The following is a 22,114-nucleotide window of genomic DNA, read 5'->3' as shown; positions in this document are numbered from 1 at the left end:
GGGCGACCATAAGGATGGTACGCCCCTCGTTTACGGGACGTCTTGGAGGTTAGGCGTTAGCCAGGGCCTTGGCGGCGGCGGCTTGGGGAGAGTCGGCTTCACTGGGGGGAACGACTTGCCAGAATTGAGGCAGGTAGGTAGACCAGTTTTGGAGAATCCGTTGGGCTTTAGCACTGCCACGGTCAGCGTGGGCCTGAATCAGAGACTTTAATTGCTCTTCTCCGGCCTCAGTGGCCACCCGCTGAATCTTGACAATTTCGGGGTTGACTTTGGCGGGGAATTTGCCGTCTTCATCGAGGAAATAGGCTAAACCACCGGTCATTCCCGCGCCGACGTTGCGGCCGACGGGACCGAGGACAACAATCACACCCCCCGTCATGTACTCGCAACAGTGATCGCCGGCCCCTTCGATAACGGCCTGGCCTTTAGAGTTGCGAACCGCAAACCGTTCTCCGGCAGACCCTTGGGCAAATAGAGTGCCTCCAGTTGAGCCGTAGAGACAGGTATTGCCGAGAATCACGTTGTCTTCCGGGTTGAAGGTGGCACCGGGGGCGGGTTCAATCCGCAGTTCTCCACCGTGCATTCCTTTCCCAACATAGTCGTTGGCTTCCCCTTTTAGGGTTAAGACCATTCCAGGAAGGTTGAAAGCCCCGAAACTTTGTCCGGCACTGCCGTTGAAGGTTAGGTTGAGTTCCCCTTCAAAGCCGGTATTGCCGTACTTCTTGGCAATGACTCCGGAGATTCGCGCCCCGACACAACGGTCTGTGTTGACAATCTCGAAGGTTTTGCTGACGGACCCTTGGTTTTGGATAGCCTGCTGAATTTCAGCATCGGCCAAGATGTCTTCATCTAAGACGGGGCCATTGCCATGAACAGGTTGGGGTTGTACCCAGTCCCGATTCTCGGCTTGGGGTAAGTCAGTTAAACAGGTGAGGTCAATGGCTTGGGGTTTGCTCAGTTTCACCTCTTCCCGGACTTTCAGGAGGTCGGAACGTCCAATCAGCTCATCGAGAGAACGATAGCCTAAACGGGCCAGGAGCGATCGCACTTCTTCGGCGACAAAAAGGAAGAAGTTGACCACGTTCTCGGGGATACCGGGGAAGCGTTTGCGTAAGTCTTCCCGTTGGGTGGTCACGCCGACGGGGCAGCTATTCATATGGCAGACGCGAGCCATAATGCAGCCTTCGGCAATCATGGCAATGGTTCCAAAGCCATATTCTTGGGCACCCATCAGGGCCGCCATAACCACATCCCAACCAGACCGCATTCCGCCATCGGCCCGCAGAATCACTCGTTCCCGCAGTTGGTTTTCCATCAGGACACGATGCACTTCCGTCAGGCCCAATTCCCAGGGACTGCCGGCGTGTTTGATGGAACTGAGGGGAGAGGCGCCGGTTCCGCCGTCATGACCGGAGATTTGGATGACATCGGCGTTGGCTTTGGCGACACCGGCGGCGATGGTGCCAATGCCGACGGAGGACACCAGTTTCACTGAGACGCCTGCCTCGGGGTTGATTTGGTGCAGGTCAAAAATCAGTTGCGCCAAATCTTCGATGGAGTAGATGTCATGGTGCGGTGGGGGTGAGATGAGGGTGACACCGGGTTTGGACCGGCGCAACATGGCGATGTATTCGCTGACTTTGCGGCCGGGGAGTTGTCCCCCTTCACCGGGTTTTGCCCCCTGGGCGACTTTAATCTCAATTTGTTTGGCGTTCATGAGATATTCCGGCGTCACGCCAAAGCGTCCGGAAGCCACCTGTTTGATGGCGGAAGAAGCCGTATCGCCGGCTTTGAGACCCTTGAGTTGGGGGCGAATGTTGGAGAAGCCGTTTTCGTCTACGTCATCAATGACTTTGAAGCGCACGGGATCTTCTCCCCCTTCGCCGGAGTTGGATTTACCGCCGATGCGGTTCATGGCGATGGCAAGGGTTTCGTGGGCTTCTGGGGAGAGGGCCCCGAGGGACATGCCACCGGTGCAGAAGCGTTGGAGGATGGCGTCAATGGGTTCGACGTCATCGAGGGGAATGGAGGGGCGATCGCTGTTGAAGTCCAATAAGTCCCGCAGGGCGGTCACTGGACGGTTCATGAGGTGATTTTTATAAACCTCGTAATGGTCGTATTGCTGCTCGCGCACGGCTTTATGCAGCACTTTGGTCATTTCGGGGTTGTTGCCGTGGTATTCGCCCCCTTTGCGGTATTGGACGAAGCCGTAGTTTTCCAGTTTGGCCACATGGGGGAAGGCCCGTTTGTGGAAACTCAGGACTTCTCGGCCAAGGTCGGCGACGGTCATTCCGCCAATACGTGAGGCGGTTCCTTTCATGCCCAAGTCGAGCAAGTCTGCACCAATCCCAATGGCTTCAAAGATTTGCGCCCCTTGGTAACTGGTGAGTAGGGAAATTCCCATTTTGGAGAGAATTTTCAGCAATCCGGCTTCGGCGGCTTGGCGATAGTTGCCTTGCACATCGGCTAGGGACATCTCGGGTAGTTTGCCGGATTTCATCATGGACTGGGTGCGGCTGTCACTGGCCCATTGACGCAGGGTTTCCCAAGTCAGGTAGGGACAGATGGCACTGGCACCATAGCCGATGAGACAGGCGTACTGATGGGTACTCCAGCATTGGGCGGTGTCGACGACGAGGGAGGCTTTCATCCGCAGGCCTCGGCCGATGAGGGAGTGGTGAACGGCACCGACGGCGAGTAGGGGGGGAATGTAGCTGTTGGTTTCGTCTACGAGGCTGGGGTTGCCGTTGCGATCGCTGCGATCGCTGAGGATGAGGATTTCGGCGCCGTCTTCGATGGCGGCGGCAGCGTGCTCACAGAGGGCTTCTACGGCAGGTTTTAGCCCCTCTGCCCCGTTATTGAGGTCGAAGAAGGTCGACAGGGTTACGGTCTTGAGAACGCTGTTACGGATGCCGCTGAGGTCATCTTCTCCCAGGATGGGACTCTCGATACGTAAGAGGCGATCGGGTCCGGGGGCGGTGTCGAGTAGGTTCCCTCGTCGCCCGAGTTTCATCTCTAGGGACATGACCAAACCTTCCCGCAGGGGGTCAATGGCAGGGTTGGTGACTTGGGCAAACCGCTGTTTGAAGTAGTCGTAGAGGAGACGGGGTTTATCGGAGAGGACGGCTAGGGGAATGTCATCTCCCATGCAGAAGGTGGGTTCTTTGCCATCCCGGGCCATGGGAACGACCACCATATCGACGTCTTCTTTAGTGTAGCCAAAGGCGGTTTGTTGTTGCACGAGGCCCTCGGCATCCACTTGGATGGAAGCGTCGGTGTCGGCTTGGCCGAGAATCGGTCGGGCGGCCACCCATTCGCCATAGGGCTGTTGGGCGGCGACTTGCCGTTTCACGTCCCAGTTTTTCAGGAGTTTATGATGTTCGAGGTCGACGGCAACGGTTTGTCCGGGACCGAGACGACCACTTTCGAGGATGTTGGCGGGGTCGATGGGAACGGTTCCGGCTTCGGAGGAGACGATGACGAAGCCATCTTTGGTGAGGACGTAACGGGCGGGCCGTAAGCCGTTGCGGTCTAGGGCGGCGCCGACAATTTTACCGTCACTGAAGGCTAACAGGGCTGGACCATCCCAGGCTTCTTGAATGCCGCTGTAGTATTTGTAGAAGTCTACTACTTCGGGATAGGCTTCGAGTTCTGGTTGGTTCATGTAGGCTTCAGGAACCATCAGCATCACGGCTTCGAGGGGACTACGCCCGGAACGCACTAACAGTTCCATGACGTTGTCTAGGTTAGCCGAGTCGCTGTTGTCAGCGTGAACTACGGGGAGGAGGGTGTTGATGCGATCGCCCCATACTTCATGCTGTAGGTTGCGACTACGGGCTTTCATCCAGTTGATGTTCCCGAGGAGGGTATTGATTTCGCCGTTATGACCCAGGAGGCGCATGGGTTGGGCCAGGGGCCAGCGGGGCATGGTGTTGGTGCTGAAGCGGCGGTGGTAGACGGCGAAGGAACTGATGTAGTCCGGGTTTTGTAGGTCGCCGTAGAATTCTCCCAGGACGGCTGAGCGCACCATGGCTTTGTAGACAATGGTGCGGTTGGAGAAGGAGCAGATATAGAAGTTATAGCCCCAGTCAATGGTGCTGTGGTTGTTGAGGGCTTTACCAATCAAGCGCCGTCCGTAGAAGGTGGCCCGTTCGAGTTCGTCCCCTTCAAGGTCATTGTGGCTGACGATGATTTGCTCGATTTGGGGCTGGAGGGCTTTGGCTTGAGGACCGAGAACCTCTGGATTGATGGGAACGACACGCCAACCGATGACGTTAAATCCGGCCTCTTTTAGCTTTTGGTTAACGATATCCCGGGCTTGTTGGGCGGTTTCTTCGTCTTGGGGCAGAAAGACCATGGCCACAGCCATCCGCTCACGAACTCCGGGGGTGAGGGTGTTCTCTTGGCACCATTGTTCAATCAAGGTCCAAGGAATTGCCATAAGAATCCCTGAACCATCGCCGGAGTCATAGTCAGCGCTACATCCCCCCCGGTGTTCTAGACAGGAGAGAGCGGCCAGGGCTTTACTGACAATGTCATGGCTGCCCTGGCCGTTCTGAGCGGCGATAAAGCCAACCCCACAAGCGTCTCGTTCTTCGACGAGCCATCGTTGTCCGTCTCGGGGCGCACTGGCGGCTTGGTTCGGAGTTACGGCTGCGGTTGTTTGCTGGTTTTCGTTGCGGTTTATGCCCATTCGATCCATGTTCGTTCCTCTACGTGATGGGTATTTTAGCTTTTTTCGGGGGTGGAAGTTTTTCAGAGACTTGGCTTAAGAGTTGGCTTGGAGATTCTGCTCCTAGACCCGATTGATGGCCAGTGTGAGCGTCATCAGGGATGATAACGCCCCACTACTACAGAGTGGGACATCAGAGAATGGGGGAGCAATAGGGGGTACTTGTAGGGAAACCGGCATCGGAAACGTCGCCGCGTCAGCCTGGTGTGCGACTCGCTACAATCGCCTCGGAAAAAGCTGACCATCCCGTTGCAGAGGGCTGTTTGAACAAGAGGTTACTTTGAACGTCAATTCGTGCTTCAAAGCTGTTTGGGGTTAGGAACAACGCCTTCAACCTGATCCCGACAAGGGCCAATCTCAACTACCATTCTGATTTTAGAGCAAAAATCTTAGTTGAAAATACCCGACTCTGGCAAGCTAGGTAATGGTTTGTTGACGAATTGCTGGGATGAAAGGCGCTTCACTCTCTCGGCTTTCTCGCAAATTCTACCCCAGAGTTTACTTTAGTCTGACTGAACCCGACTATATACTCTAGGACGTCCCCCACTCAGGGCCTTGACTTAGTTTAAAGGCCAATCCACCAGTTGCGATCGCTCTTCGGGGGTGAAGTCTTCTGCCTGTTCGAGTTGACTGGCCAGGAGATCGGCGGTGGCGTCGGCGATGTCACCGCTACGTTGCTTCAATCGTTGTTCTAACACCTCTAGGGGGGCCTGACAATGGACAATCTGCAAGGGAATCCCGGTGGCTTGCGATCGCCGATGCACTTTATCTCGCCAACGGCGGCGATCGTATTTGGCATCGAGAATGACAATCCAGCCTAATTCTGCCAGCATACTTCCGAGTTGCGCGAGTCGGCTATAGGTGCGATCGCTCATGTCTCGGCTGTAGATGGCTTGGGGACCCCGTTCCTGGAGGGTCACGCCGGCGAGATGTTTACGAACGGCGTCGGAACGAATCTGGATTCCATCGAACTGTCGGGCGATTTCTCGGGCCTTGGTACTTTTGCCGGAACCGGATAGGCCGGACATCATAATGATTCGCCCGGATTGGGCCTGAGTGTATTCCCAGGCGAGATGGTAGTATTCGGCGGCGCTGCTGGCGGCGGCCTGTTTCTCGTCTGGGGAAACGGAATCGTCATCGAGGAGAAAGGAGGTGACTTTGGCCCGCACATAGGCTTGACGGCTGAGGTAGAGGGGTAAAACACGCAATCCCTCCCAGTCGCCGGTTGTTTCGAGATAGGTGTTGAGGAAGGCGTTCCCTAAATCACGGCGGCCTCGGGCGTGACAATCCATGACGGTGAAGGCCACATCGTACATGACATCCACGTAGCGGAAGGATTGGTTAAATTCAATGCAGTCAAACAGGAGGATGCGATTGTCCCAAAGGGCAATGTTGCGTAAGTGGAGGTCTCCGTGACAGTTGCGGATTTTGCCTTCTCGAATCCGTTGTTCAAACCAGTCGGGGTGTTCAGCGAAGATGCGATCGCTATAGGCTTTAGTTTCGTCAAATTGTTTTTGGTCTTGAACTCGACCAATGTAGGTTTTAGTGTAGTGATAGTTATCGTCAATCGCCTCGCGAATGGCAGCTACGTCTCCAAATTTGGCAATCTCGGCGTTGCTAGGGGACTGGGCATGATAGTCGGCCACAATCTGCCCCAACTCCTCCATGTGGCTGAGGGTCAGTTCGCCGCGATTGAGTAAGTCTAGAAAGAGGTTATCTTTAGGAAACTGGCGCATCTTGAGGGCATAGTCAACGGGAGACCCATCGCCGTTCAGGTAAAAGCGATCGCCCTCTTGGGTTATGGGTAACACCTCTAGATAGATTCCCGGTGCGCCCCGCTGATTCAGGTGCAGTTCTTCTTGGCAAAAATGTCGCCGTTTCTCAACAGTGGAATAGTCGAAAAAACCTAAATCAACAGATTTTTTGACTTTATAAACAAACTCCCCAGTCAAGAGGACAAAGGAGCCGTGGGTTTGTTTTATTTGAATGGGTTGGGTCACCGGATGGGGATAAAACTCCGGTTGTTGCATTTTTTGAATTAAGAGGGGGAGGGACGACATGATAGTTACTTATGGTTTTCAGAATAAATTATGGTTGTAGAATCTATATTTTTATTTGTTTTTAGTTCTGTTTAAACGGTTTGAATAGGTTATTGTTAGCAAAACAATGGGAGCAAAAGACCCTTTGCCCCCACAATCAAGACAAGGTTATGATGACAGAAGCGAGCGAGTTTCTTCTGCTGCAAGACGGGGGCCGAGGTGAGAGACGATGCGGGCGGAAGCTTTGGATGCCAATGTGCCAGCATCGGTGAGACTCATCCCGTGGGTGATGCCATAGAGGAGGGCCCCGGCGTACATATCGCCAGCACCTACGGTGTCGATGGCCTGGACGGGAACGGCATCAATTTCGATGGTCGAGTTTCCATCAAAAATTAGGGACCCTTGGGGGCCTCGGGTGATGGCGAATTGTTTGGCGAGGGTTTGGCAATGGGCGATCGCCTCCTTGATATCCTGAGTATCAGCCAGTTTCAGGGCTTCGCTTTCGTTGGCAAAGAGGAAGTCGAGTCCGTCGCCAATCATCTCCAATAATCCCTCTTTGAAGAAGCTAACCATGTTGGGATCGGAAAGGGAGAGGGAGGTTTTGACTCCCGCCTTTTGGGCGATGTCTCGGGCTTTGATGGCGGCGGCTTTGCCGGTGGGGGAACTGACGAGATAGCCTTCGATGTAGAGATAGTCTGAGTCGGCGATCGCCTCAGGGACTAATTCATCTTGGGAAAAGTCGGCGGCGATGCCTAAATGGGTGTTCATGGTGCGATCGGCATCTGGGGTGACGAAGACGAGACATTTTCCCGTCACCCCCTCGGGGCGATTGTCGGCTTGGATGTTGGTGTCTACCCCGCAGCGTTGCAAGTCTTCCAGATAAAACAGGCCACTGTCATCGTTGGCAACGCGACAGGAGTAGAAACTCTGACCGCCAAACTGACGAACGGCGATCGCCGTATTCGCCGATGACCCCCCACAGGCTTTTTTAACTTCATGGGGGGCAAGTTCACTGACGAGATGATGATGGCGTTCTTCGTCAATTAAGGTCATGACGCCTTTATCGATGTCTAGGCTGGAGAGTTTGGCCTCGTCTAATTCAAATTCAAAGTCAACGAGAGCGTTACCCAGGGCGTAAAGGTTGTATTTAGGCATGATAGGGGAAGAGGGTTACCACAGAGGCACAGAGGACACAGAGAAAAGGAGGGGGGAAAAGGCAAGAGGCAAGAGGGGGAGGGGAGAGAAGGCTGCGTTGGCACGAAAAAACCAGGGTGTTCCCTGGTTTGTGGTGGGCAGGACTGCCGTCCGGAGATAAAACCAATCTAGTCTTCGCTGGCTTCTTGAAGGGCATCGAGGAGTTTACTAGCTTCCGATGTCGCACTTGCACCCTCTTCCGTTTGGGCCACGCGAGGGGCTTGGATGGTAACGAGTAGTAAGTCGGTATCTGTGACGGGGGCAACACCTTCGGGGAAGGTGACTTCACTGAGGTGCATACTGCCTCCCATTTCTAGGGCGGAGACATCAATATCAATGGTTTCAGGGATATTGTCGGGGGCACATTCTACGGCCACGTCGTTGACCTGGGTTTCCATAATCCCACCATCACGGATGACGCCGACGGGTTCACCGACAAAGTTGAGGGGCAAGTCAACTTGTACTGTGGCCTGAGAGGCGATGGAGAAGAAACTGAGGTGATAGGGATAGCCTCTCCAGGGGTGCATTTGCACTTCCCGCAGCAGAGTCTGTCCACTCCAGCCTCCATCAGCAACGGTCACTTTAATCAGACTATTGGAGACGTTGGGGTCTTTGAGGAGTTGTTGGACGGATTTCTCGTCAACTACCAGTTCTAGGGAGTTGGTTCCGTCATGTCCATAGAGGACGGCGGGAACTAATCCTTCTCGTCGTAAGGCTTTGGGTTTACTCCCGTCGGGACGGGATTTACATTCTACAGTCAGTTGCATAGTCGTCTGTTGCGGTTATCTACAAACCTTAATTTTAAGCAGCCAAGCGTTTTATTGTAACACGAGGGGGGGAAGAGAAAGGGGGGGCACCACAGAGGCACAGAGGACGCAGAGGAAGAGGAGGAGAGGGGGGAGAACCCACCTCTGCTACTTCGTCGTTAGCTTTTGGCTTATTTTTTTAGGACTGGGTCGCCGTTGGCATCCAAAAGGGCCCGTTTAGGACCGTGGATGGGATCTTCGACGATGATGGTTTGGTGTCGGCTGGCCCCGAGGGAGACGATGGCGATGGGAACTTCCATCAGTTCGGCTAGGAACTTGAGATAGTTCAAGGCTTGTTTGGGAAGATCGTCAAGGGTGCGACAGTCTTCGGTGCTGGATTCCCAGCCGGGGAGGGTTTCGTAAATGGGTTTGCAGTGGGCGAATTGACGGGCGCTACTCGGGAAGTCTTTGGTGCGTACCCCGTCGATTTCGTAGGCGACACAGACTTTGATTTCGGGGAGGGTGTCGAGAACGTCGAGTTTGGTGATGGCAAGACAGTCCATGCCATTGATGCGGACAGCGTAGCGCCCGATGACGGCGTCAAACCAACCACAGCGGCGTTGGCGACCGGTGGTGGTGCCAAATTCGGCGCCGCGATCGCAAAGGGTAGTCCCGACTCCTTCGGTCATTTCGGTGGGGAAGGGCCCTTCTCCGACACGGGTGGTGTAGGCTTTGGCGACACCAATCACTCGGTCGACAATGGTGGGGCCAACCCCAGCCCCAATGCAGGCTCCGCCGGCAATGGGGTTGGAGGAGGTGACATAGGGATAGGTTCCGTGGTCAAGGTCGAGAAGGGTCCCCTGGGCCCCTTCAAAGAGGATGTTGCGACGATGACGGACGGCGTCGTTGATGGAGAGGGAGGCGTCAATGACATGGGGACGCAGACGCTCGGCGTATTGGAGATAGGTCTGGGCGACGTCTTCAGGATCGAGAGGGGGCAAGTCATAGAGTCGCTCTAAAATCTCATTCTTGAGCGGGATCGTCCAGGCGAGAATGTCTCGCAAGCTATCGGCATCCATTAGGTCTAGGATGCGCACTCCGGTTCGCTCGGATTTGTCGGCGTAGGTGGGACCGATGCCTCGCTTAGTGGTGCCAATTTTGTGGTTCCCCCGCCGCTCTTCGGAGGCTTGGTCAATCATGCGATGATAGGGCATCGTCACATGGGCGGTTTGGGCGATTTTCAGGTTCTCGGTGGGAACGCCGAGTTCTTGGAGGCGATCAAGTTCTTCAATGAGAACCTGTGGGTCGATGACAGTTCCTGAGCCAATGATACATTCGGTCTGGGGGTAGAGAATACCAGACGGGATCAGATGCAGTTTGAATGTTTTGTCTTTGACAACAACGGTATGTCCAGCATTTACCCCTCCTTGGTAACGTACTACAACATCTGCCGATCGGCTGAGCAGGTCGGTTATTTTGCCTTTTCCTTCGTCGCCCCATTGGGCACCGATTACAACTACGTTAGCCAAGGGTCTTGATTAGGGTGAAGTTTACACAATCCAAAATTATGGATAGCCGCTGTAACACTTGTCAACAGTCCTGGCTAAAACTTCGCAATACTTAGCATTATTTAAATTCCATGACTTTTGCCGATGACCCAACTGCGGCGGAAGTAGCGCCCGAGGGAGGATTCGTCGAGGGGGAGATAAATGGGTCGGCCATGGGGGCAGGTGTGAGGGTTACGGGTCTGTTGCCAGCGATCGAGCAGTTGCTGCATTTCTTTGAGGGTGAGCAGGGTTCCATTGCGAATGGCGCTACGACAGGCGGTGGCGACTTGGGCCTCTTGTAGGTTGCCTTGACTGAGTTCTTGGAGGGCGTCGGCGCAGTCGTCCCGCTGTGCTAGGGGAACGGGGGCCTGGCGCAGGGCCCAGAGTCCGTCTCCGAAGGGGTCAACGGTGATGCCGATTTGGTTTAGGTTCTCCAGTTGCTGGGGACTTAAGCCGGAGAGGATGATGGGGGGGTCCAATTCTTGTAGGGCCCAGTCTTGGCAGAGTTGTTCGTAAATGACTCGTTCATGGGCGATGTGTTGTTCGACAAGCCAGAGGCCGTCGGGGTGTTCGGCGACGATGTAGGTGCGGTTGGCTTGACCGATCGCCCGTAGGGGCATCAAGGGACGGGCGCTCTCGGCTGGGGTGGGGTCGAGGCGATAGTCGGCTGAGTCGTCTTGAACTCGCAGCAGTTGACGGACTCGGGAATGACCGGATTGGTTGAGGGACCCTAGGGCGAGGGCGCGATCGATGGTTTCCCGGAGTTGGGTTTGCCACTGGTCGCTGTTTTGGAGGTAGATTTCTCGTTTGGCGGGGTGGCGGTTCCAGTCGAGTTGTTCGGGGGGGACGCGCAGATGCAGGAAGCTGAGAGGGTAGCGGTTGCGGGGGAGCGATCGCGAGAGGGCGCTGAGAAGGGTATGTTCGAGGTCGGGGAGGGTGACAACGCGCCCATTGACGGCGAATTTCAGCCAGTCGGCTCGCCCCCGATGGCAGCGATCGGGCCGGCCCAGGAGCAGTTCTAGGGAGGAGTCGCGGCTGTAATAGACATCGTCGCGAGTGACACCCCGCAGCAGTTGGGGCAGAATTTCCCGGGGACTGGGACCTGGGGTGAGACTAAACCAGGGTTTGTTGCCTTTGCGGATTTGCCAGGAGACGTTGGGATGGCATAGGGCCAGGTTTTGCAGGACCTGTTGGATGGCCCGCAGTTGTTGGGGGGCGCTGGGGAGGGCGTCTCGTCGTTGGGGCCAATGCTGGAAGAGGTGATGGACTTCGACGATGGTTCCGGGGGCGATCGCGGTGGGGGTGAGGGTTTTTATCTCTCCGGCGCGGCTGTAGTGAGCTTGCCAACCGGGGTCGTCTCCTTGGCGACTGTAAATCTTGAGTTGGGCCAGTTGGGCTAGGCTATGGAGGGCTTCGCCACGAAAGCCGAGGCTGGTGATTTGGTGTAGGTCGTTAAAGTCCTGAATTTTACTGGTGCTGTGGGGAGAGGCGGCCTGTTGTAAGTCCTGGCGATTCATGCCACAGCCATTGTCGGCGACGGAGACAAACCACTGTTGTGGATCGACGGAAATGGCAATGCGACTGGCTCCCGCGTCGAGGGCGTTTTCGGCGAGTTCACGGACAACGGCGGCTAGGGAGTCGATGACTTCTCCGGCGGCGATCGCATGAACCACCTCGGCGGGAAGGGTGGCAATATTGGGCATGGTGGGGGAGAAAACAGGCATCAGGCTGGGTTTAGGGTCGGGGCAAGGGCGGTCGGGGTTGGGACTCGGGCCGGGGGGCGATCGTTTTTTGGGGGACTGACTTGCATTTTTTCCCTCTCTGGCTTAGTCTCGTGGAAGTTTCACGTTACATCTTGATGACAAGTTGGGATGTGCGCTGGGATTGCGACTGTTCGGGACGCTCTAAGATTTCAGGTCGGGACGCTCTCAGATAAAATCAACGTTGTCATTCTAAGGGTTTTTAATTATGACTTCAGACACGACCCCCAACGGAGAACAAACTACATCCCCAGATCAGCCTGCCGCAGCAGTCGAGTCCAAGGGGGGAGAACTTCAGATCTCTAACTCGCCGGCTAATGCGGGCAATAAGGACCAGTTTGATCAAGTGAAAACCCAAGTCCTCTCGGTCTTGTCAGACCTGTTTGGGATTGTGGGACACTTTTTCTCGGAATATAAAAAGCCCCTAATCAATGTCACGTTGGTGATGGCGGCACTGATCACACTGTACTTGACCTTGTCGGTAATTGATGCAGTCAACGATATCCCCCTGCTCTCGCCGGTTTTTGAGCTGGTTGGGATTGGTTATTCCGGTTGGTTCGTCTTTCGCTTCTTGCTTACGGCTGATGCCCGTAAGGAGCTACAAAACAAGATTGCGAATTTTGTCAATCGGGTCACGGGTTCCTAGGTTGGCAGCCTGGGTTGGCAGCCTGAGTCAGGTTAGCTTCGGCTAGCTGAGGTTGAGTTTTGGATATCTTCCGGGTTAACCCCCCAGAAGGCGGTCCTGGCGATCGCCCCCTGGGGGGTTTCTCTAGTTGGGGTTAGGCGCTGGCACCGGGGCCCATGCCGATGGTTCCGGCATAGACGGCGCGATCGCCCAGTTCGCTTTCAATGCGCAGCAGGCGGTTATATTTGGCAATCCGTTCGCTACGACAAAGGGACCCGGTTTTGATTTGTCCGGCTCGGGTAGCCACGGACAAGTCGGCGATGGTGGTGTCTTCGGTTTCCCCGGAACGGTGGCTAATGACGGAGCGGAAACCATTGCGGGTGGCGAGGTCGATGGTTTCTAGGGTTTCGCTGAGAGAGCCAATTTGGTTGACTTTAATCAGAATCGAGTTTCCGGCTGATTGCTCAATCCCAGTCTGTAAACGAGTTTTGTTGGTGACAAACAGGTCATCCCCCACCAACTGACAACGTCCTCCCAGACGTTCGGTGAGCAGTTTCCAGTTATCCCAATCCTCCTCATGGAGTCCATCCTCAATGGAGACGATGGGATAGTTCTCCACTAAGCCGGCCAGGTAGTCGATGAGTTCCCCTGGGGAGCGAGTAGCACCATCATAGGTATATTGACCGTCGCGATAGAACTCACTGGCGGCCACATCTAGGGCCAGAGCCACTTGTTCGCCGGGGGTATAGCCCGCTCGTTGGATAGCATCCACCAGCAGTTCAGCGGCGGCGGTGTTAGACTCCAGGTTGGGAGCAAATCCACCCTCATCGCCCACGCCGGTGAGCAGGCCTTTTTCGTCGAGGACTTTGCTGAGGGAGGCGAAGACTTCCGACCCCCAACGCAGGGCTTCTTTAAAGGAGGGGGCGCCAACGGGGACAATCATGTATTCCTGAAAGTCGATGTTGTTGGCGGCGTGTTCTCCCCCGTTGATGACGTTCATCATGGGAACGGGGAGAAGGTTGGCCAGGGGACCGCCGAGGTAGCGGTAGAGGGGGATGTTTAGGGCTTTGGCGCAGGCGTGAGCGTTGGCGAGGGAGACGGCGAGAATGGCGTTGGCGCCGAGGTTAGCTTTGTTGTCGGAGCCATCACGATAGAGCATGGCCCCATCGACCTCGAGTTGATTGAGGCCGTCGACTCGGTCGACAAGTTCTGGGGCAATTTTGTCGATGATGTTTTCCACGGCTTTGAGGACGCCTTTGCCGTTGTAGCGTTTGGGGTCTCCGTCACGGAGTTCATGGGCTTCAAAGGTTCCCGTCGATGCACCACTGGGGACTTTGGCTACACCGATGGCACCATTGGCGAGGCGAACTTCGGCTTCTACGGTGGGCCGTCCTCGGGAGTCGAGGATTTCCCAAGCATCAATGGCTTCGATGGTGGTGTCAGATACAAACATAAGAGTGCTTCTCTAGTAAGGACAGGGCGCTCCCAGTAAGAGCAGCCATGGGCTTGCGTCACCCCAAATATCATACGGTGCGTGGGGCGGTTCTTTGGCCCCGTTGGGGATTTCCTGACAATTTTGGTGGGGGGGGGTGATGGGTTAGGTCTTGGAAGGGTTAGAGGTTCTGCTTGAGGTCTTCGACGGTGACGCCTGCGTTAATAAGAATATTTCTTAGGGTTCCCAACCGCAGCGGTTGGGAATGAATGGGAACGGTGCAGGAGCGGGTATCGGTCTTTTGTAAGCGGGCGTGACTTCCTTTGGTTCGTTCATAACTAAATCCCATCTTTTTTAGGGATTTTATGACATCTTGACCTGAAACTTGGGGCATCTCTGAAAATATGATTCGATGAATAATAGTTTCACTTTCGTGGCTTTCATCTTCCTCGATAGATTGGATAGCCTCTTCAAGTTCTTCTAGCTGTTTTATTCTATCTTTTAGGTGAATTTGATAGCTATTATAGTTATAATTTTCTTGTTCAAGCAGGGTGACTCGATTTTGGAGGCTTTCAATTTCTGCTTTTAGCTCTTCTTTCTCTCGGCTTAAAAAGTTGCTTTGTTCGACTGCCAGTTCTTCAAACGTTTCGTTGTGGTCAATCTGTTCTTTAATATCTTTTTTGAGTTTTAAATTTTCTTGTAGAAGTTGTAGTTCTCGCTGTTCGGCTTGCTGTTGAGTTTGTTGTAATTCCTTGCGGGAAGATTCTAGGGCTTGTTTGAGGGTGGTATTGTCGAGCTGTTGGGAAAGTTTGGCTTGGAGGTTTTGATATTGCTCTTGGGCGAGGTTGCGATCGCGGGTTAGTTCTGCAATGAGCTGATTCAGGGTTTCAATTTTCGCTTGCGCTTCCGAGGCGCTCTGTTGGGTCAATTCTAGGTCATAACGGAGCTGTCCTAAAACCAGAGTCCGTTCTTGACGTTTGCGTTCTTGCTCCTGTTGATGCTGTTTGAGTTCGGCAATTTTCCGTTCTCGTTCTTCAATCAGTTCCTGAGCCTCAGCTTGTGATTCAATGACCGCTCTCAAGTCATGTTCTAGGGTATCTAGGGTCTGTTGCCGCTCCTGTTCTTGGTCTTGTAATACTGTTAACTGCTGCTCGTAGTCAGCAATAGAGGCTTGTAGGTTGTGAGTTAACTGCTGTTGTTGTTGGCGATAGCTATTGAGTTCTGAACGGGCGCTTTCCCGTTCTTCTAGGAGTTGGGGGATTTTCTCCAGTTGCTGTTGTCGTTGCTGTTTGAGAGATTGGGCATCGGCTTCCAGGTCTTGGCGTTGCTTGCGCTGGACGTATAAGATTAGCTCAATAATCACCCAGGTCATGGTTCCACCGACTAAGAAAAATAGGGTGGTGACAAAGTAGATGAATCTTAACCCTTCGAGGTGAGTGGGATTGCGCAGCCAACCCCAGTAGTCTTGACGGAATTGTGGGGGGGTTCCTCGTAAATAATAGACCCGACCAATGATATCGCCGGGGTTGATTTGTCCCGTGGGGACGGGGTGGCGATCGCGCGGACTCGGGTAAGACCATTCGCTGAAGCGAGGGGGAGGATCGCGCAAGACATCAAAGGGAGCCTCAGCGAGGTCATCCAGGGTTGGGGAGGGGGGGCGGTGAGACTCGGCTGGGGACCCATAGATGATGCGTTGTTCAGGACAGTCGGCGGTTTCTCGGGGACAATCGGTCATCACTAGGCCAAAAAATCCATAGTGACTCTCCAGGGTTCGTTGAATTTCTGCGGATTCTCCCTCGATGAGCAGATAGGAGAGTCGGGTGGGTAGGCTATGGCTGAGGAGATTGAAATCCACCGTCTGCACCGAAAAAAGGGTTCCTTGCCAATAGTTACGATGATGAGTCCAATTGAAGATGCTGGCAACACCGAAGGCGGTGAGGGAGATGAGTCCCAGGCGACCGAAGCTATAGAGGAGGAGACGACGATGGCGGCGCAGAAACGTGAAGGTCATCGGCAAGGATAAGGTCTGAAAGCTGCTGGTATCTCATTATACGGGGGAGGTTTCAGGGCTATGGTCTATCGGTTTCCCGAACCGTCTTCAGGCCCACTGGAGCTATGCTAGAGAGAGGAATCATACGTGCAGATGCAACGATAGATGTCAGATAAACTTTTGTTGGTCGATGATGAACCCGGACTGCGGGAGGCGGTGCAAGCCTATCTCTCCCAAAGTGGCTTCACCGTGGAGGTGGCCACCAATGGCCAGGAGGGGTGGGACAAACTCCAGCAGGATATCCCCGATTTGGTCATTACGGATATCATGATGCCGGAGGTGGATGGCTACCAACTGCTCAAACAAATGCGGGAAGACCCTCGCCTCAAGGCAATTCCCGTGGTGTTTTTGACGGCCCGGGGGATGACGAGCGATCGCATCCAAGGCTATCAGGCCCGCTGTGATGCCTATATTTCCAAACCCTTCGACCCTGATGAACTGGTGGCGGTGGTGGAAAACCTGCTGGCCCGTCGTTCTAATGCAACGGAAGGCTTGGAGGACGGCGAAACTCCGGATATCGCCACCCTGGCCCGACAAATCCAAGAGATTAAGGAACTGCTCACCCACAAAAGTGCGATTCCCCAGAAAAGTGACCCGGTGCAGATTGACTTAACGCCTCGGGAGGAGAGTGTGTTGGAACTGGTGGCCCAAGGGTTGATGAATAAGGAAATCGCCAGTCGCCTGGAAACCAGTGTCCGCAATGTGGAGAAATATGTGAGTCGTCTCTTTAGTAAGACGGGAACGAACAGCCGCACGGAGTTGGTTCGCTATGCGTTAGAGAATGGTTTGACGGATTAGCTGTTTTCAGGAAGGAGAAAGTAATAAATCGCCCAGATTGTGATAACAAAAAGGGCGATCGCCGGGATATTCGTCAACGTCCAATGACTCAGACGCAGAAACAAGAAGCCGAAGACGCTACAGATATAAAACAAACTCAAGGGAGCGTAGAGAGCCAGAACCTTGGCATCGGCGGCGGTTTCTCGTCTGGGTTTGCCCTGAAACAGACGTTGATAGAACTTAAAGGAGCGGCTGCGCAGGTTATTGATACCTGTGGCGGCGACGGCGAGGTGATAGCCATCGAATTTAGCCAGGGGATTGAGGTTGAGCGCGATGGTGAACAGGGCCGCCAGCATCAGCAGATAGCTTCCGATATAGAGAGAACTGCGGGGAACCGCCAGAATCCACAGCCAGAGGGCCATGGCGGCGATAAGGATCTGAGTCAGGACCCCGGCGGCCACCACTTGAACCCGTTTCCAGCGGGAGAGACAGTAGGAGTCGCTGGTGTTGGTGTACGCGGCGGGAAATAGGCACATAAACAGGAGTCCGATTTCGGGAACCACACCCCCATAATGTTTGAGGGTAAAGGCGTGGCCGAGTTCGTGAATGGACACCACCAGCATCGCTAGGAGGATGAAGGGAATGAGGATGGCGGCGCGATGTTGGCTCCAAAGTTGGGTTCCCAGTTGTAGGATAGCGGGGGATTGGGCGATTCCGGTCACTAGGGAGGCGCTGAGGACGGCCAGTAGCAGAAGGGAAACGGGTTTAGTCCAAATCCAGCGCAGTTTGTTGATATGGCGATCGAGCCAGCGATCGGGGTTAATCAGCGGAATTTTGAAGAAGAGCAGTTGTAGGGGGTTGAATTTCCCTTTGGGGGGTTTTTGCCGTTCCGTTCCTTCTAGCATTCCCGTACTGCCGAGCATTTGCAGCAGTTGTTGCCATTTCTGCGGCGAGATGGGCCGTGGACTGGGAGGCCCGTTTCCGACTTGTGCGGCGATCGCAGCTTGATCGCGGCGGGAGACTTGCAAATAGGTTCCGTCTTCGGGGTTGCGTAGAATCCAATAGCCGTCAGGGTGCTCAATCCATTGCACGCAGGATTTGAGGCGCGGACCGTTTCCTGGGGGGATTTGCTCGCAGGCGAGAATCCCTTTATGGATGAGTTTACGAATCAGGTGGCACACCAGTTGGCTATCCACCAGGGAAAATTCCGCCTGACAGCGTTGTTGAACGTTCTCAACGGTATAGTGTCCCTGAAAGTAGCGCAGTGCAAAGCCTTCCCATTCTGAGAAGACATGACGCTGTCCGGTTTGGGGACAACGCAGGACTACTCGTGTATCCTGTTTAACCTTCGCCAGTTGCCAGTAGGGCCGCAAATCGGGACAAATCCAATCTGGGGCAATCTCGGGCTGGGGGGGACCGTTTGTGCGGCTGGAGGTGACCATGATGATTAACGTCTGAACCCTGTCTTTAATCTGTCGGCCAATCAGGACGGTTTTTACGGGAATCTGGGAAAATCGTTACAAACCTTTATATCTTGGGGGGGGAATGAGGGGGTGAGGGATTGGCTGATTTTCATGTCTCCAGTCCATCGCGCTTTGACTATAATTATCGGGTGAGGTGTTGGGAGATAGATATTAACCTTGCCCGTTCTGGCAAAGCCAAGGTGCATTATGCCTCATGGTTCCCATCACGGGTCACTGTTGTCATCAGGAGGAATTAGCGATTGCCATGCCTAAGCCACAACCTTCATTTAATCTCAAGCGGTTAAAACAACTTCAGTCCCGAATCGACAAGGATAAGGATTTAGGAGAATTTTGGGAATTTTATATGGACTATTTTGCCGACCATCCAGAGTTTCTGGATTTTGGCGGTCGAATTGAGCATCCATTTTTGTCGGAAATTATTCCCAGTCTCAGTGAGACGATGGTGAAGAGAAAGCCCAAGACGATTCTGTTTATTGGGATTCCTGACTATGATTTTGTGCATGGAAGTTTTCAGCTTCCTAATCGAGTTGGGGCGTTTGTCTATTTTGAGAAAAAGCTCAAGGGAGTGCTAGCTATTTCGGAGTTTACGGGGTCTGGGATGACTAAGTTTTCTCGCTTTACGGGATATCCTGTGGAGAAGAACTAAATGAAGCTCAATCGAGACCGCGATAGAGTCTGGCGATCGCAACTTCGAGGTTAAGGCTGGGGAGGGGGATGCGATCGCCCGTTTGGTAAATCGTCGTCTCCCAGGTGTTATCAGCCAGGCGGAGACGGACTTCGACGCACTGAGTCTCTTGGGAGATGAGGAGATATTCTTGGAGGCTATCCAGTTTTTGGTAATCGCGGAATTTTAGGTCGCGATCGAAGGCTTCGGTACTGGCTGACAGGACTTCGGCGATGAGGATGGGGTAGCGTTTGATGAAGCGGTCTTGACGATCGCGTTCATCACAGGTGACGAAAGCATCCGGGTAGTAATAAAAGTCATCCTGGTCGTTGACTTTGACATCGCTACCGTAGAAGCGACAGGGTGAGTTACCCAAACCATCGTCAATTTCTCGGAGGAGGTTGAAGGAAATTCGCGCATGAGCGTCGCTACCGCCAGTCATGGCGTAGACGAGTCCTTGGCGGTATTCGTGACGGATGGGGTTTTGGCGATCGAGGTCGAGGTAGTCTTGGGGAGAGATGGAATGAGGAATGGCGATCATGGTGGAACATTGTAGAACGTTGTCGGGGCGCAAAATGTTTGGTCCCTACTTAAAATTGTAACCTTTTGGCTGGGTTGGGAACTCTTCTGAGCCAAGAAAACCTTAAGTCACTTTTTCAGAACAGAGACGTTGTTCCACCCGTTCGTACTCATCTTCAAGCAGCCAAAGTTTAGCGTCTTGATACGTTTCGCTAGCAAAAATGACTTGATCGTGTTCTGCGGGGTCGTAAATTTGCGTTTTACCTGACTCATGACTCAGCAAAACCAAAACGTAGGGAGGGGAGGCTGTTGAATCAATCCAGAGTTCCGTAAAGTCCCAATCCTCAGCTAGGTTTAATGCGGGGAATGACATGGTATTTATCTCCTTTTATTTTTATTGCCTATTCCATTAAAAATAGGAGAGTGTTAGAGGTGTGGGTGATGCTTGGGTGACACTGAGTTGGGGGCGCCCAAGGGTTAATCTAAGCCTTGATAAAGCTGGGCGATCGCGAGTTCTAAATCAATACTCTGCAACTGGACGCGATCGCCTAAGGTATAGATAACCGTTTCCCAAGTATTATCAGACTGGCGACGACGGCATTCAACCCGTTGCTCTTCTTGTTCAATCAAGACATATTCTTCAAGTTCCTCAATCTGTTGGTAGTCGTTAAATTTTACACCCTTGTCAAAGTCTCGTGTGCTTTTTGAAAGAACTTCAATAATCAGTTTGGGGTGGCGTTTGATATGTCGATCTTGACGGTCTCGTTCATCACAGGTGACAAAGGCATCGGGGTAGTAGTAAAATTTGTCCTGGTAATTGACTTTGACATTGCCTGAATAAAAGCGGCATTCCGAGGAACCCAGGTGTAAGTTGATTTGACTGAGTAAGTTCAGGGCAATACGATCATGGTTATCCGTGCCACCTGCGATCGCATAGACTAATCCTTCGCGATATTCGTGGGGGTGTGGACTATTTTCTTCGAGTTCTAAATAGTCGGAGGGGCTAATGTAATGGGGGACTGCAATCATGATGTTGGGGGCGATCGTGCTAGGTTTGTTGGGTCAATAAAATTGATTTGATATAATACAAATGGGTTTTTAATTAGGGGTTAAGGTTTTAATCAAGGCCGCGATAGAGTCGGGCGATCGCAACTTCGAGGTCGAGGCTAGTCAGGGGGATGCGATCGCCCGTTTGGTAAATCGTCGTCTCCCAGGTGTTATCAGCCAGGCGGAGACGGACTTCGACACACTGAGTCTCTTGGGAGATGAGGAGATATTCTTGGAGGCTATCCAGTTTTTGGTAATCGCGGAATTTTAGGTCGCGGTCAAAGGCTTCGGTACTGGCTGACAGGACTTCAGCGATGAGGATGGGGTAGCGTTTGATGAAGCGGTCTTGGCGATCTCGTTCATCACAGGTGACGAAAGCATCGGGGTAGTAATAAAAGTCATCCTGGTCGTTGACTTTGACATCACCGTTATAAAGGCGACAGGGCGTTTCGTCGAGATGTAGGTTGAGGAGACTGAGGAGGTTGATTGTAATCCGCGAGTGGGTATCGCTACGGCCAGTCATGGCGTAGACGAGTCCTTGGCGGTATTCGTGACGGATGGGGTTTTGGCGATCGAGGTCGAGGTAGTCTTGGGGAGAGATGGAGTAGGGAATGGCGATCATGGTGGAACATTGTAGAACCTTGTCGGGGCGCAAAATATCTCGTCCCTACTTGAGATCATAACCTCGTTACGCTACCGACTCTACAACTCATGGTTTCTCAATCTGGATTTAGCAAGTTTAGGATTGTCGACGTCGAATCCGAGTAGCCACGAGACCGATTAACAGGAGAGCCGCTGCCGAAGTTGGCTCAGGAACCGAGACATCATTACTATCGTCTTTGACAAACCGTGCCACTAAAAAGGCAGAAGACGCTTTATGCTCTTCCGTAATAAACGACGACACGGGAGACAGTCCATCCATTGTGCTACTAAATCCCAACAATTCCAAACTATAGTTGAAACCATCTTTCAAGAAGGTTGTGGTGCTAAAGGCACTGGTAAAGTCAATCTTGTCATCACAGGGTGTATCACTAATTTGAAACTCAGGACAGGTTCCAGCAATGTTAGGAGTTTCATCAATAGTAAAACTATAGTCGAAAGCCTGAAAAACTCCATCAATTGCCATTGAAAATTGTAAATCTACTCCTGAAGCAGCCGTTCCTGACCAGACGGGTAAATTGAAATGGGTGAGTTCCCCAAGAACAAAGTTACTACCACTCGATACAGATAATAGGCTCGAAGTGCTGTTGAAGTCGAAACCACTTTGACCAGCAGTGGTGGCTGGAGATCCCCAACGAACCTGATTTGTTCCGGTTCCATTGAAGGTAGAGGTTCCTTGGATGTTGTCCCAGGTTCCGTTGATATTATCAACGGTGAAGGAAACGGCTTGTGCGGGACGAGTGGATAGGAGAGCCAGTCCTGCTGTAGCACAGAGGAGACTGAGAGATTTGGTCGGTTTAAAGGAATGAAACATGGTGATTTTTCTCTTTATTTAGGA

The 22,114-nt window shown here is 53.2% G+C and carries 17 protein-coding genes; 3 read left to right on the top strand and 14 right to left on the bottom strand.

The window, feature by feature from the left end:
• Window positions 1–49: 49 nt before the first annotated feature.
• The 6 genes from gltB to mutL form a co-directional block, all read right to left on the bottom strand.
• Window positions 50–4,702 carry a glutamate synthase large subunit gene (gene gltB, locus NEA10_RS01415; RefSeq protein ID WP_374111832.1) on the bottom strand — a complete coding sequence of 1,551 codons (4,653 nt, stop codon included), beginning with the start codon at window positions 4,700–4,702 and terminating at the stop codon, window positions 50–52.
• Between the two features lie 590 nt (window positions 4,703–5,292).
• The gene (locus NEA10_RS01410) at window positions 5,293–6,792 is read right to left on the bottom strand and encodes a bifunctional aminoglycoside phosphotransferase/ATP-binding protein (protein ID WP_252663450.1); all 1,500 of its coding nucleotides are present in this window, start codon (window positions 6,790–6,792) and stop codon (window positions 5,293–5,295) included.
• 147 nt (window positions 6,793–6,939) lie between these two features.
• Window positions 6,940–7,926 (bottom strand): adenosine kinase, encoded by a 987-nt coding sequence (locus NEA10_RS01405; protein ID WP_252663449.1) that lies wholly within the window; start codon window positions 7,924–7,926, stop codon window positions 6,940–6,942.
• Between the two features lie 167 nt (window positions 7,927–8,093).
• Complete coding sequence (locus NEA10_RS01400) at window positions 8,094–8,732, bottom strand: 50S ribosomal protein L25/general stress protein Ctc (RefSeq protein ID WP_252663448.1); 639 nt, start codon at window positions 8,730–8,732, stop codon at window positions 8,094–8,096.
• A 170-nt stretch (window positions 8,733–8,902) separates the two neighbouring features.
• Window positions 8,903–10,240: an adenylosuccinate synthase gene (locus tag NEA10_RS01395; protein WP_252663447.1), complete on the bottom strand. Its 1,338-nt coding sequence runs from the start codon at window positions 10,238–10,240 to the stop codon at window positions 8,903–8,905.
• A gap of 101 nt (window positions 10,241–10,341) precedes the next feature.
• Window positions 10,342–11,961, bottom strand: coding sequence for a DNA mismatch repair endonuclease MutL (mutL, locus tag NEA10_RS01390; protein WP_252663446.1), 1,620 nt, complete (start codon window positions 11,959–11,961; stop codon window positions 10,342–10,344).
• 265 nt (window positions 11,962–12,226) lie between these two features.
• Between mutL and NEA10_RS01385 the strand changes: the two genes are divergently transcribed.
• Window positions 12,227–12,664, top strand: a complete 438-nt coding sequence (locus NEA10_RS01385) for a CAAD domain-containing protein (RefSeq protein ID WP_252663445.1) — start codon at window positions 12,227–12,229, stop codon at window positions 12,662–12,664.
• A 133-nt stretch (window positions 12,665–12,797) separates the two neighbouring features.
• Here the strand turns inward: NEA10_RS01385 and eno are convergent, their stop codons facing one another.
• Window positions 12,798–14,096, bottom strand: a complete 1,299-nt coding sequence (gene eno / locus NEA10_RS01380; RefSeq protein WP_252663444.1) for a phosphopyruvate hydratase — start codon at window positions 14,094–14,096, stop codon at window positions 12,798–12,800.
• Between the two features lie 160 nt (window positions 14,097–14,256).
• The gene (locus NEA10_RS01375) at window positions 14,257–16,086 is read right to left on the bottom strand and encodes a type II toxin-antitoxin system HicA family toxin (protein WP_252663443.1); all 1,830 of its coding nucleotides are present in this window, start codon (window positions 16,084–16,086) and stop codon (window positions 14,257–14,259) included.
• 144 nt (window positions 16,087–16,230) lie between these two features.
• On the opposite strand from NEA10_RS01375, the gene NEA10_RS01370 reads away from it, so the two are divergent.
• On the top strand, window positions 16,231–16,923 hold the full coding sequence (locus NEA10_RS01370) for a response regulator transcription factor (RefSeq protein WP_170188003.1): 693 nt from the start codon (window positions 16,231–16,233) through the stop codon (window positions 16,921–16,923).
• Here NEA10_RS01370 and NEA10_RS01365 read toward each other — a convergent pair.
• Window positions 16,920–18,344, bottom strand: a complete 1,425-nt coding sequence (locus NEA10_RS01365) for a M50 family metallopeptidase (RefSeq protein ID WP_252663442.1) — start codon at window positions 18,342–18,344, stop codon at window positions 16,920–16,922. The genes NEA10_RS01370 and NEA10_RS01365 overlap by 4 nt on opposite strands.
• 235 nt (window positions 18,345–18,579) lie before the next feature.
• Between NEA10_RS01365 and NEA10_RS01360 the strand changes: the two genes are divergently transcribed.
• A complete protein-coding gene (locus tag NEA10_RS01360) occupies window positions 18,580–19,032 on the top strand; it encodes a hypothetical protein (protein WP_252663441.1) in 453 nt (150 codons plus the stop codon).
• 7 nt (window positions 19,033–19,039) lie between these two features.
• Here NEA10_RS01360 and NEA10_RS01355 read toward each other — a convergent pair whose 3' ends face one another.
• The 5 genes from NEA10_RS01355 to NEA10_RS01335 form a co-directional block, all read right to left on the bottom strand.
• A complete protein-coding gene (locus NEA10_RS01355) occupies window positions 19,040–19,624 on the bottom strand; it encodes a Uma2 family endonuclease (RefSeq protein ID WP_309494528.1) in 585 nt (194 codons plus the stop codon).
• A gap of 69 nt (window positions 19,625–19,693) precedes the next feature.
• Window positions 19,694–19,942 (bottom strand): hypothetical protein, encoded by a 249-nt coding sequence (locus NEA10_RS01350; protein WP_252663440.1) that lies wholly within the window; start codon window positions 19,940–19,942, stop codon window positions 19,694–19,696.
• Window positions 19,943–20,046: 104 nt separating this feature from the next.
• On the bottom strand, window positions 20,047–20,598 hold the full coding sequence (locus NEA10_RS01345) for a Uma2 family endonuclease (protein ID WP_252663439.1): 552 nt from the start codon (window positions 20,596–20,598) through the stop codon (window positions 20,047–20,049).
• Window positions 20,599–20,686: 88 nt separating this feature from the next.
• Window positions 20,687–21,271, bottom strand: a complete 585-nt coding sequence (locus NEA10_RS01340) for a Uma2 family endonuclease (protein WP_309494527.1) — start codon at window positions 21,269–21,271, stop codon at window positions 20,687–20,689.
• Between the two features lie 84 nt (window positions 21,272–21,355).
• Window positions 21,356–22,090, bottom strand: a complete 735-nt coding sequence (locus tag NEA10_RS01335) for a THxN family PEP-CTERM protein (protein ID WP_252663438.1) — start codon at window positions 22,088–22,090, stop codon at window positions 21,356–21,358.
• Between the last annotated feature and the right edge of the window lie 24 nt (window positions 22,091–22,114).

It is taken from the genome of Phormidium yuhuli AB48 (assembly GCF_023983615.1).
In the GTDB taxonomy this organism is placed as follows: domain Bacteria; phylum Cyanobacteriota; class Cyanobacteriia; order Cyanobacteriales; family Geitlerinemataceae; genus Sodalinema; species Sodalinema yuhuli.
This window is presented reverse-complemented; position numbering and strand designations above follow the sequence as displayed.